The organism is Campylobacter sp. IFREMER_LSEM_CL2127 (assembly GCF_025771745.1).
In the GTDB taxonomy this organism is placed as follows: Bacteria; Campylobacterota; Campylobacteria; order Campylobacterales; family Campylobacteraceae; genus Campylobacter_D.
In genome coordinates this window covers 23,186-34,891 of record NZ_JAKMQV010000011.1, presented here as the reverse complement: position 1 = coordinate 34,891, position 11,706 = coordinate 23,186, and the positions used below count along the sequence as shown (strand labels likewise).

At 28.3% G+C, this 11,706-nt stretch carries 16 protein-coding genes; 7 read left to right on the top strand and 9 right to left on the bottom strand.

Features of this window, described 5'->3' with window-relative positions; genetic code table 11:
• Nucleotides 1-24 precede the first annotated feature (24 nt).
• The 3 genes from L8V77_RS06830 to ribA are packed head-to-tail and all read right to left on the bottom strand — an operon-like array spanning nt 25 to nt 1,531.
• Nucleotides 25-387, bottom strand: coding sequence for a hypothetical protein (locus L8V77_RS06830; RefSeq protein WP_263664190.1), 363 nt, complete (start codon nt 385-387; stop codon nt 25-27).
• On the bottom strand, nt 381-968 hold the full coding sequence (gene rsmG, locus L8V77_RS06825) for a 16S rRNA (guanine(527)-N(7))-methyltransferase RsmG (protein WP_412175147.1): 588 nt from the start codon (nt 966-968) through the stop codon (nt 381-383). The genes L8V77_RS06830 and rsmG overlap by 7 nt, the downstream gene beginning before the upstream one ends.
• 2 nt (nt 969-970) lie before the next feature.
• Nucleotides 971-1,531 carry a GTP cyclohydrolase II gene (gene ribA / locus L8V77_RS06820; protein WP_263707280.1) on the bottom strand — a complete coding sequence of 187 codons (561 nt, stop codon included), beginning with the start codon at nt 1,529-1,531 and terminating at the stop codon, nt 971-973.
• 69 nt (nt 1,532-1,600) lie between these two features.
• Here ribA and hemB point away from each other — a divergent pair, with 69 nt between their 5' ends.
• From hemB to L8V77_RS06800, 4 genes are read left to right on the top strand one after another with little or no spacing between them, the layout of a single operon-like run.
• Nucleotides 1,601-2,581: a porphobilinogen synthase gene (gene hemB / locus L8V77_RS06815; RefSeq protein WP_263707278.1), complete on the top strand. Its 981-nt coding sequence runs from the start codon at nt 1,601-1,603 to the stop codon at nt 2,579-2,581.
• A gap of 2 nt (nt 2,582-2,583) precedes the next feature.
• Entirely contained in the window at nt 2,584-3,069 is a 486-nt protein-coding gene (locus tag L8V77_RS06810) for a DUF2603 domain-containing protein (protein WP_263707277.1), read from the top strand.
• Entirely contained in the window at nt 3,056-4,411 is a 1,356-nt protein-coding gene (gene hemN / locus L8V77_RS06805) for an oxygen-independent coproporphyrinogen III oxidase (RefSeq protein ID WP_263707276.1), read from the top strand. The genes L8V77_RS06810 and hemN overlap by 14 nt, the downstream gene beginning before the upstream one ends.
• A 1-nt stretch (nt 4,412) precedes the next feature.
• Nucleotides 4,413-5,681, top strand: coding sequence for a (Fe-S)-binding protein (locus tag L8V77_RS06800; protein WP_263707274.1), 1,269 nt, complete (start codon nt 4,413-4,415; stop codon nt 5,679-5,681).
• Between the two features lie 2 nt (nt 5,682-5,683).
• Here the strand turns inward: L8V77_RS06800 and L8V77_RS06795 are convergent, their stop codons facing one another.
• From L8V77_RS06795 to L8V77_RS06785, 3 genes are read right to left on the bottom strand one after another with little or no spacing between them, the layout of a single operon-like run.
• Nucleotides 5,684-5,893, bottom strand: coding sequence for a hypothetical protein (locus tag L8V77_RS06795; RefSeq protein ID WP_012661838.1), 210 nt, complete (start codon nt 5,891-5,893; stop codon nt 5,684-5,686).
• Nucleotides 5,894-5,930: 37 nt separating this feature from the next.
• A complete protein-coding gene (locus L8V77_RS06790; protein ID WP_263707273.1) occupies nt 5,931-6,938 on the bottom strand; it encodes an alanine racemase in 1,008 nt (335 codons plus the stop codon).
• On the bottom strand, nt 6,938-7,924 hold the full coding sequence (locus L8V77_RS06785) for a L,D-transpeptidase family protein (protein WP_412175032.1): 987 nt from the start codon (nt 7,922-7,924) through the stop codon (nt 6,938-6,940). Before L8V77_RS06785 ends, L8V77_RS06790 begins: the two co-directional genes overlap by 1 nt.
• Nucleotides 7,925-8,034: 110 nt before the next feature.
• Between L8V77_RS06785 and L8V77_RS06780 the strand changes: the two genes are divergently transcribed.
• From L8V77_RS06780 to L8V77_RS06770, 3 genes are read left to right on the top strand one after another with little or no spacing between them, the layout of a single operon-like run.
• Nucleotides 8,035-8,454 (top strand): copper chaperone PCu(A)C, encoded by a 420-nt coding sequence (locus L8V77_RS06780; protein ID WP_039668649.1) that lies wholly within the window; start codon nt 8,035-8,037, stop codon nt 8,452-8,454.
• Nucleotides 8,454-8,900 (top strand): hypothetical protein, encoded by a 447-nt coding sequence (locus tag L8V77_RS06775; protein ID WP_263683239.1) that lies wholly within the window; start codon nt 8,454-8,456, stop codon nt 8,898-8,900. The genes L8V77_RS06780 and L8V77_RS06775 overlap by 1 nt, the downstream gene beginning before the upstream one ends.
• Nucleotides 8,901-8,903: 3 nt before the next feature.
• A complete protein-coding gene (locus tag L8V77_RS06770) occupies nt 8,904-9,461 on the top strand; it encodes an SCO family protein (protein WP_263703067.1) in 558 nt (185 codons plus the stop codon).
• Nucleotides 9,462-9,472: 11 nt separating this feature from the next.
• Here the strand turns inward: L8V77_RS06770 and L8V77_RS06765 are convergent, their stop codons facing one another.
• The 3 genes from L8V77_RS06765 to L8V77_RS06755 form a co-directional block, all read right to left on the bottom strand.
• Complete coding sequence (locus L8V77_RS06765; protein WP_263707271.1) at nt 9,473-10,675, bottom strand: ABC transporter permease; 1,203 nt, start codon at nt 10,673-10,675, stop codon at nt 9,473-9,475.
• Nucleotides 10,676-10,737: 62 nt separating this feature from the next.
• Nucleotides 10,738-11,184, bottom strand: a complete 447-nt coding sequence (locus L8V77_RS06760; RefSeq protein ID WP_263707270.1) for a hypothetical protein — start codon at nt 11,182-11,184, stop codon at nt 10,738-10,740.
• The gene (locus tag L8V77_RS06755) at nt 11,160-11,678 is read right to left on the bottom strand and encodes an LPP20 family lipoprotein (RefSeq protein ID WP_263679645.1); all 519 of its coding nucleotides are present in this window, start codon (nt 11,676-11,678) and stop codon (nt 11,160-11,162) included. Before L8V77_RS06755 ends, L8V77_RS06760 begins: the two co-directional genes overlap by 25 nt.
• Nucleotides 11,679-11,706: the final 28 nt, after the last annotated feature.

Sequence of the window (11,706 nt, the reverse complement as noted above, 5' to 3'; positions counted from 1 at the left end):
GACTAAACCCTTAATGGGTTTAGTTTAGTTGATGAAGGATTTTAAGCAAACTCCATCTACATTTAATTCATAAGCTTTTTTCAGGTTATTTTTTAAAGTATCAAGCAAAAATAAAATTTTAGAATCAAACATATAAAACTCGGCCATCTTTGATGCAATTTTTGCCAAATTTTCATCTTTTATTAAAATGTATTTTGCACCCAATGCATTAGAAAGTAAAATTTCTTCTTCGTTTTTAACAAAAATACCAAAATCTACTTTTTCATCTTTTGCATTTTTAATAACCGATTCATCATATTCAAAACAATTCACATTGGTTTTAATAAAAATATTTTCATAATGACTAAATTTTTGCATATTTATCAAAGGATGTCCAAAAATTAACATAGCTTTTCCTTTACTTTTAAAAGACAATAATTTCTAAAACCACGGTTGAAAATTTTATAATCTTTCATTCCTTGTAGTTCATCATAAACATCACTACCTTTATAAAGCAAAAATGAAGTTTTTTCATCATAAAAACCATTTGAAATTTCAATCAAAGGTTTTATATCCATCAAAGCCCTTGATGTGATTAAATCTACTTTGAAAGGTAAATGATTTTGTAATTTTTCTTTTATGATATTTATATTTATCAAATTAAGCTCAGTTTTAATCACTCTTAAAAAAGAAGCCTTTTTAACACTGGGCTCAAATAGAAAAAAATTACTATTTTCCAAAATACATGCTAAAAATATTGCAGGAAAACCAGCCCCACTTCCAACATCAACAATCTTTTTTTTATCAGTCAAATCACAATAGTCTAAAATTTTTATACTATCAATAATATTGTCGTCTATGTTTTCAAGATGAGTTAGATTATGCACAGCATTAAATTTTTTTAACAACTCTTTATAAAGCGCGATTCTTTGGTAGAAATCATCTTTATTTGCAAAATCTTTTAAAAAATTTAATTGCTCTTCATAAATTTTCAATTTAAATGCCCCATTTGCGTATGTTTAATTTCCAAATAATCTTTATTAAAACGATTTGCTTCAATTAAAATAGGAATTCTTAAATTTACTTTTCCTTTTAAAGAGCTAAGTTTTTCAGGATTATTAGTCAAAAGATTAATCTTAGCAATCTTATAATGTTTAAGTATAAAATCTACTATTTCATAACTACGCTCATCTGCTTTAAATCCTAATTGATGATTTGCCTCTATAGTATTAAAACCTTTATCTTGTAAAGCATAAGCATTGATTTTATTAAAAAGTCCTATGCCTCTTCCTTCCTGTCTTAGATAAATCACCATACCACCATGCTCTTGGACATATTTTAATGAAAAGTCAAGTTGCTCACCACAATCGCATTTTAAACTTCCTAAAACATCACCTGTTAAACATTCTGAATGGATTCTAATATTAACTTCTTTTTCTAATTTTCCTTTAAAAATACAAAGATGCTCTTTGTCATTTTCTTTAAAACTTTGTATATTAAATTCTCCAAAACGAGTGGGAAGTTTTGCTATTTCAGAAATTTGAATAGTCATTATTTTCTTCACCTTTTTACAAAAAATATGCTAGAATTTAAGCAATTTTAACAAACAAAAAGGAAATTTATGTTTAAACGCTTTAGAAGATTAAGACTAAATGAGAATATTAGAAGTCTAGTGAAAGAAAATACTTTAAATTTAGATGATTTAATCTACCCCCTTTTTGTTGTAAATGGTACTAATATTAAAAATGAAATCGCATCTATGCCAGGTGTGTTTCAAATGAGCTTAGATGAAATTTTAAAAGAATGCGAAGAACTAATTAGTCTTGGCATTAAAGCTATTATTTTATTTGGTGTGGTAGAAAGTTCTAAAAAAGATAGCTGTGGAAGTGATGCATTGAGCGATGATGGTTTGATTGCTACAAGTCTAAGAGCTATTAAGGCAAAATTTCCTAATTTAGTAGTGATTACCGATCTTTGTTTTTGTGAGTATACTGATCATGGTCATTGTGGTATTATTGATCCAAAAAGCAAAAGCGTGGATAATGATTTAACTTTAGAAATTTCAGCCAAACAAGCTCTAATTCATGCCAAAAACGGCGCTGATATGATAGCACCAAGCGGTATGATGGATGGCATTATTGAAACTTTAAGAAAAACTTTAGATGAAAATGGTTTTGAGAATTTACCTATTATGGCTTATTCTACTAAATTTGCCTCAGCTTATTATGGACCTTTTAGAGATGTGGCTGATTCTGCGCCAAGCTATGGGGATAGAAAAACCTATCAAATGGATTTTGCTAATGGTAAAGAAGCCTTATGCGAGAGCTTAGAAGATGAAAAACAAGGTGCTGATATTTTGATGGTTAAACCAGCACTTGCGTATTTAGATGTAGTTAAAGATATAGCAAATCATTCCAAACTTCCACTTTGTGTGTATAATGTAAGTGGTGAATATGCTTTATTAAAAGCAGGTCAAAAAGCAGGCGTGATTGATTATGAAAAAATAGTACTTGAAACTATGCTTGCATTTAAAAGAGCAGGAGCTAAGCTTATCATAACTTATCATGCAAAAGAAATTGCAAAATTATTAAACAAGGAGTAAGATTGGATAGTCTAAGTAAAAAAAGTTCTCAAGATATCATTAATGAATTATCAAATTATTTGGGTATAGAAAAACACAATCAAACCATATTTCATCTAACTCATATAAACGAAAAAGAAAAAAAATTAAGCTTAAAAAATGGCCATGAATTAGCACCTGAACCATGGTTTATAGTAGATGAAAATGATGATGTTAAGACTATGTTTTCTGTAAAAACCTTAATCGAGTTTTTGCAAAATGCCAAGGAAATGCAAAAAGATAATTTTGAGCTTAAATTAGAAAAGGCTATTTATCAACAAATTCCTATTGACTTTAATGATGTTTGGACAGTTGCTATGGATGAGATTAAACATCAAGTTGCCAAAGGCGTAAAAGAAGTAAATATTGATTTAGATCAACTAATTAGCAATATTCATACTAAACATCCTAATTTGTTTATTAACATGAAAGAAATGATGCAAAAGGTAAAGCCAAATGAAAGATTATAAAAGCTTTGTTAAATACTCTAAAGCAGGCCCAAGATATACATCTTATCCTACTGCAGTGGAATTTAACACTCAGTTTAAATATGAAGATTATATACAAATTTTAAAAGATCAAAAAGCACAATTGTCTTTGTATTTTCATTTGCCTTTTTGTAGAAGCGCTTGCTATTTTTGTGGTTGTAATGTAATATATACTGCTAAAGAAGAAAGCAAAGAAAGATATTTAAATTATCTTTTTAAAGAACTTGATCTTTTAGCAAATATCATCAATACCCAAAGAGAAGTAGCTCAAATGCATTTTGGTGGTGGTACACCTACATTCTTTTGCGCCAAACAATTACAAAATTTGATTTTAAAAATTAAAAGCATTTTTCCAAATTTTACCCAAGATAGTGAAGTAAGCTGTGAGATTGATCCTAGATTTTTAAATGAAGAACAAGCTGATGTTTTGATTCAAAATGGTTTTAACCGTATTAGTTTTGGCGTGCAAGATTTTGATGAAAAAGTTCAAAAGGAAATTCATAGAATTCAACCTTTTGAATTAACCAAAAATGCAGTAGATATGGTAAGAAAAAAGGGAATTAACTCAGTAAATATGGACTTAATCTATGGTCTTCCTTATCAAAGCCTAGAAAGTTTTAAGCAAACTTTAGAAAAAGCATTACTAATCAATCCTGATCGTTTTGCTATTTTTAACTATGCACATGTGCCTTGGCTTAAAAAAAATATGAGAAAATTTGATGAAAGCACATTACCAAGCCCTGATGTAAAACTTCAGATTTTAGAATACTGTGAAAAATTTTTAACTCAAAATGGTTATAAAATGATAGGAATGGATCATTTTGCAAAACCACAAGATGAACTTTTTAAAGCTTTAGAAAATGGTAGCTTGCATAGAAATTTCCAAGGCTATACTACAAAAGGTGGAACTGATTTAATTGGCATTGGCTTAACAAGTATAGGCGAAGGACAAAGACATTATATGCAAAATTTCAAAGACATGCCAAGTTATGAAAAAGCTATTGATGAAGGTAGATTACCTTGTGAAAAAGGTATTATGCTTGATGATGATGATGAATTAAGAAAAGCTGTTATTATGGAACTTATGAGTAATTTTGCACTTAATATAAAAAATATAGAAAATAAATTTAAGATTGATTTTTTTGAATATTTTAAACAAGATTTAAAAGAACTTGAAGAACTTGGCGAATTTGTCACTATAGATAAAAACCATATCAAGGTTAATGAAACAGGAGTACTTTTAATACGTAATATTGCTATGTGTTTTGATAAATATTTAAAACGCATTAGCGAAGACAAAAAAGTATTTTCTAAAACGGTTTAATATGCTAAATGTTAATGAAATTTCTAATGCTTGCGTAAAATGTGGCAAATGCATACCAGTTTGTACTATACACGAGATAAACCGCGATGAGAGCACTTCTCCTCGTGGTTTTTTGGATTTAATTAGTGCTTATAAAAATCAAGAACTAGAACTTGATAAAAATCTTAAAAAAACTTTCGAATCATGTTTTTTATGCACAAATTGCGTTGAAGTTTGTCCAAGTCATTTAAGAGTAGATAGTGCTATTGAAAAAGCACGCTTTGATATAGCTCAAAAATTTGGCATAGCATGGTATAAAAAGCTTGCTTTCTTTTTTTTAAGACACAGAAAGATTTTGGATATCTTAGCAAGATTAGGCTATGTTTTTCAAAGTTGTGCTTTTAGCTTGCAACATAAAAATTTAGGAATGAAAGCTAAATTTAGCCTACCTTTAATCAAAAAAGACCGCTTATTGCCTTCTTTAGCTAAGAAAAGTTTTTTAGCCTCTAATCCTGATTTTATAAACAATCAAGGCGAAAAAACTATAGGACTTTTTATAGGTTGTTTATCTAATTATTCCTACACTAATACAGGTTTTGCCTTGCTTGAAATTTGTAAACATCTTAAAATCAATGTGGATTTATTAAAAGATCAATCTTGTTGTGGTGCTCCTCATTATTTTACCGGAGATTTTAACAGCGTAGAAAAATTAGCTAAAAAAAATATCATTTATTTTGAGGAAAAATTAAAAACACTAGATTATATCATTATCCCAGAAGCGACCTGCTCTGCGATGATTAATATAGATTATGAACATTTTTTCCATATGCAAAATGATGAAGAATGGGCAATAAGAGCTAAAAATATTTCCAGTAAAATATTACTTGCAACAAAATATTTTTATGAATACACTAATTTAGAAGAACTTTTAAAAACAAAGAAAAAAATAAATACAAAAATCGCATATCATGATCCTTGCCATGCAAGAAAAATGCAAGGGGTTTTTAAAGAACCAAGAGCTTTACTAAAGCAAATTTATGCTTTTAAAGAACTTATCAAGTCAAACGAGTGCTGTGGTTTTGGTGGAGTTAGCATACAAACTGATCATTATGAAAAAGCTTTGCAAGTTGGCATAAAAAAAGCTCAAAACATACAAAAAAGTAATGTAGAAATCATTAGCGCAGAGTGCTCAGCTTGTAGAATGCAAATTTCAAATGCATTAGAGCATGAAAAAATTTCCACAAGATTTTTACACCCATTAGAACTTATAGCTAAAACACTTCAAGATTAAAACTAATCTTGATGTTTAATATCTTCAATGTTTGATCTATTTTTTTCTATTAAAATTCTATTTTGTTCTATGTTTTCACTATTTTTCTTGCATTCATTTTTTAAAATCTCTATATTTTTATGCAAAATCTTTATTTTTCTTTCATAACGATTAATCAGTAAAAACACTATAAATAAAAATAAAATTAAAATAGCCCAATTTAAAAATGCCATATTTATCCTTTCTTTAGATATATTAGTACTTTTTATCTTAAATTACAATTCTTTTTAAATTTGGAGAAAGTTTTACTAAAATTTCATAATTAATAGTATTAAAAAAGTTAGCCATAACATTTGCATCATTCATAACACAAATTACCTCACTATCATTCTCGCAAGAAAAGCTATCCATAGACATTTTTCCAAGTATTTTTTTACCATTAGGAAGAAAAAAATCTTTTTTACCATCATAACGCAAAAGCCCATCAGCATAACCTAAATCATAAGTTGCTATTTCTATATCTTCTTTTGCACTATACATTCCACCATAACCAACACTTTGACCTTTTTTTAACACTCTTTGGCTTAATTTTTCAGCCCATAAACTCAAAACCTTACGCAAGTCTTTATTAAAATGTGCATAACCAAATTGTACAAGCCCTACTCTACAATACTCATCATCTTCTAAAATATTTGCTCTAAATAAAGCTTCAGAATTATGAGAATGAAATACTAAGTTCTTAGCCTCTTCTTGTAATAAATTATAAATTAACTTTTTAGCGTATTGAAATTTTTGTTTTTGCACAAAATAACTTGCATCTACTTCATCACTTCCTGCAAAATGCATCATCACTCCATGAAGTATCAAATTATTACTTTTTAACCCTTGCATCACTTCTTGAATTTCTTCAGGTAAAATTCCATTTCTATGCATATTTGTATCTATGACTAAATGAATTTTTGTATTTTTTTTAAGCTTTTTTATGTCATTTTTTGCATTTAATGCATAAATAAATTTTTCACTTTCATTTCCATGTGGATGATGAGATAAAATTAAGATATTATCAAAAATATTTTCAAGCTCTTTTGCTTCGTCTTCATTTTTTACGGCTATAAAATTTATACCTTTTGCTCTAGCTATAGGAGCTAAAAGTTTAGCTCCATGACCATAAGCATTATCTTTAAAAACACAAATTACTTTTTCATAACCTCCAGCCTTAGAGGCTATTAGGTCAAGATTATACTCATAAGCTAAGCGATCGATTTTTATATAAGCCATTATTGTTCAGCTAAAATTTGCATTTTATCTTCAACTAGCTTAACATAAAGAACTTTTTCTCCTTTGAATTTATAATTAGTACTACGATAATCTTCATAAAATCCTATTCTAAAAATCTTCTCATTTTTTTCATTTGGATAAGGACTTATGCTAAGATCTGAAAATTTAATAGTTTTTTCTTCTTTTTTAGCAAAAATTCTTTGTTTGTTTTTTGCAAACTGCTCATATGAAAATTTATTTTTATGCTTGAATATTTTTTGATCATAAAAAGATAAGTATTTGTCAATGTCACTTTTTTGCCAACTGTCTTTCCAAGCAAATAAATTTGCTAACAAAATAGCAACTTCTTCATGGTTTGTTCTTACTTTATTTTTTTCCTCTGTCATTGCATATGATTTTCTATCAGCGACTAATTTATTAAAATCTTCTAGTAAATCATTTTGTACAGCAATACAACCTCTAGTTTTATAAGTATCTAAACGCGTTCCATCTAAAGGATATCCATGAATCCAAATTCCACCACCTGTTTTACCTAAAGTTTTATCTAAAACGTTTGGATAAGTTGTCGCAAAAGCAAATGGTCCATAATATGGGTCACCAGGATAAAATTTCTTTCCAAGCTCATAAAAACCTATAGGAGTTTTTAAATCCCCTTCTATTTCTTTATCTCCAGCCAAACCAGTTAAAACATCTTTTTGAATAAATTTCTTTTCTACTTTTCCATCATTATAATGATAAACTCTAATGATTTTGTCGCTTTTATTAGTCAATACAATAGCTACATTTTCTTCGTAGTAACCAAGGCTAACATTTTTATCTTTTATCTCATCAAGCCAAAAATCTTTCTTGCTTAATTCTTGCTCTAACACCTTTTCAACTGCATCAATACCTTGATTTAAATAAATTTTTGCAAGATCACTTGCATTTACAAATACAACCAGACTAAATAATACTAATATAGTTTTAAACAATTTATACCTTTCTATTAAAATTTAAAACAACAAAGAGATAATTATAATATTTTTACAATAAATATATTTTTAATTTTTTCCGTGTATAATGTTTATGATTGACTAAAAAATATAAAGGAATGATAATGAAAAAATTACTTAGTTTAGCTATATTAAGCACCTTTGCTATTGCAAATGAAATCACTATAAATGATCCTTATGTTAGACAAACTCCGCCAAATTCTAAAACAACAGCAATTTTTTTGGAACTTAAAAACAACTCTGATAAAGATATAAAACTAATAAAAGCTCAAAGCTCATTAAGTGATACAACTGAAATTCACGATCATATCATGGAAAATGGTAAAAAAATGATGGTGCAAATCCCTCAAATTACCATAAAAGCCAATTCAAGCGCTGAACTTAAGCCAGGTGGCATGCATATTATGATACTAAATCTTAAAGAAAATATCACACCTCAAACCAAAGCTAATTTAACACTTTATTTTGATGATAATAGCACAATTGAACTAAAAGATATTAAGTCAAGAAGTATTAAAAAATAATGAAAAATCTACTTATCTTTGCCCTAGCTATAATCTTTGCTATATGCGGGGCTTATTTTTATACTAATTCAACAAATTCTGGAAAAAAAAGAGAGTTAATCACCACTCTAACGCCTTTAGCATGCGATCTAAATATCCAAGAGTGTGAGTATAATTTTAAAGATAAAAAAATCTTGATAAATTTAAATCCAAAGCCTATAACTACACTAAATGAACTTGATTTAAATATCACTAATTTAGGTGAGTTTAAAAAACTAAACGCTAGAGTTTATGGGCTTAATATGTATATGGGAGATATTGTTCCACAATTTAAAAAAATCAACAACACTTATCATGCTAAATTAGTTTTAAGTTCTTGTACACTAGATGTGATGCGTTTTAGAATAGAACTTTTTGATGATGAAACTCCACTAGATTTTTATTTTGACTTTGATGTAAAAAGGTAAAGTATGAAAAAAATAAATATTTTTTTATTAATTGTGGTAATTTTTGGGGTGTTTTTTATATCAGTGCAATATTTTGAAAATAACAAATACAATTTTCACTTAAATTCTGAAAAAGGCATGCTTAGTTTAAAAGATTTTATCGGTAAAAAATTGATTGTATATTTTGGTTATACATATTGTCCTGATGTTTGCCCTAGTGAACTTGCCTTAATTGCCAATGTTTTAGAAAAAATGCCAAATAAAGAAAAAGCTCATGTGGTGTTTATCTCACTAGATCCAGCAAGAGATAGCAATCTAACTCAAACTAGTCAATGGGTAAAATATTTTTATCCAAATTCTACCGCTTTAGTTGCTAAAGATGAAAAAGAATTAGAAAAAGTTACTAAAAATTATGGTGTGGTATATGAAAAAATCAATCTTAAAGATTCTGCTATGGGATATTCTATAGCGCATAGTGGTGAATTTTATCTGATCGATGAGAATGGAAAATTTATTAAAACCATAAAAGATATTAGTTATGAAAGCTTTTTTAACGAAATTCAAAAATTCTTAAACGAATAAACTTTTACAATTTATTCGTTTCTTAAAGTATCTAAAATATCTACTTGAGTTGCTTTTTTGGCAGGATAATAAGAAGATAAACTTACAATCACAATAGCTCCAAAAAGTGTAATACAAAAATCAACTAAAGAAAGTTCTAAAGGCAATTTACTCATACCATAAACATCACTTGGCAAAGAAATAATATCAAAATTTCCAAGCACCCATAAAGCTATAGCTGCAAGAATCACACCTGCTATAATACCACTTCCACCTATTAAAAACCCTAAAGAAAAAAAGGTTTTTTTAATCTCTAGCTTACTAGCACCTAAGGAAAGCAATAAAGCTATTTCGCTGCGTCTATTCATCACTATCATCAATAAAGAGCTTACTATATTTAAACTTGCAACTAAAATAATCAACATTAATACTATAAACAAAGCCCTTTTTTCTAAAGCAAGAGCTGCAAAGAAATTCCCATTTTGTTCCCACCAACCGATGCTAGCATATCTTGCACCCAAAAAAGCACCAATTTGTTTAATATCTTCAAAGGGTTTATTTGAATACACATGCACTCCATCATAACTTCCTTGGGGATATGATAAAATTTTAGCTAAGGCTTTAGCATCTGTATACATATAAGCTTTATCATAGGCTAATAACCCTGAAGAAAAATCAGCCTTAACATCAAATCTTTTAACCTGCGGGATAAGCGAAAGACCACTAGCATTAAGATTGGAAAAAATTAGAGTTATTTTTTCATTATAATCTAGTCCAAATTCTTCTTTTAAACCCTTACCAATTAAAATATCAAAATTATCTAATTTTTTATCTTCTAAAGCTTGAGCTACTACCTCATTGATCTTTTTTTCATCTTCAAAATTAACCCCAAAAAGCATACCGCCTTCTAATTTTAAATCATTTCTTGCTATAACTTGAGTAGCAATATAAGGACTAAATAATAAATTTGGAAATTTGATTCTTAATTCTTGTAATAATTTATCATCCACACTTGCTCCAAAACGTGACAATATAGTGATAGGATAATTCATAGTAAAAAGTTTTCTCTCAAATTCCTTATCAAAACCATTCATAATAGCCATTGCAACTAAAAGCACGCAAAGCCCTATACTCACACCTAAAAAGGCTAAAATTTTTGAAAGCATGATAAAGGGTTGATCTTTATCAAAACGCAAATATTTAAATAATAAATAACAAGGGATACTTTTTTGCATTTTATACTCTTAATATTTTTTTAAGTATTTTAACTTGATTTTTATAAAAGCTAGCTTTGTATTTATTTAAGATAATATACAAAGGCACTATTATCATGAAATTCAACTATAAATCTTAAAGGTAAAATTCTTACATAAGTTTCACTTTGCGCACTTGCTTGTTCACTTTTTACAAAATCTTTTACATCTATTTTTGCATTAAAAAAGCAATCAATTAAATCATTTTTGTGAGCATTTAAAAAATTAAATTTATCTAATTTTGTCATTTTCTCTTCATCTACCATGCCAAAATCATTGCGCACTAAAGACTTCAAGTCACTTGATGTATAAACTAACTCACAAGCATATTCTAAATTCTTTTTTTTGCTTTGAGTCATAGCCATAGAAATAGTTTCATTTTGATGAAAAAGGATTAAATTTTTATTAGAGAGTTCTGCCCAAAATATAAACTCATCTTGGGCAGTAGCATTAAAAATTATAAGGATTAATAAGCAAACAATTCTTTCCACTTGTCAGCATCGATTTTAAGTTCTACATTTACTCTATAAAGACCATCTTTAAAGTCTTGATCAACTACACTTGCATTTTTAATCAAACCATTTACTTGTGCTGTAATAGTTGAACTTTTAAGCATTGCATCTTTTACTGTATCTTTACCATTAACTCTTACACCATATAACTTACTAGCTAATTGTCTATAAGCATCAGTGATTGCTGCTCTTTTAGCTAAAGCCAAAGCTTGACCAACAGAAACTGTATTTAAAGGAGCAATACCCTCACCCACTGCTGTAAAAGTTAAATCATTGTCTGTGCTTGTATCATTTGCAAGCATTTTTTCTTCTCTAATGATATTACGCACATCATCTTTGTCTACTTTTTGAACTACAACATCAGAACTTGCAGCTTGAGTAGCTTGAGCTTGAGCAGGTTTCGTACCTCTTTGATCTAGTGCACACGCACTAAAACCTAAAGCCAAACAAAACATAAAAATAACTTTTTTCATTTTTACACCTTCAATTTATTTGATATTA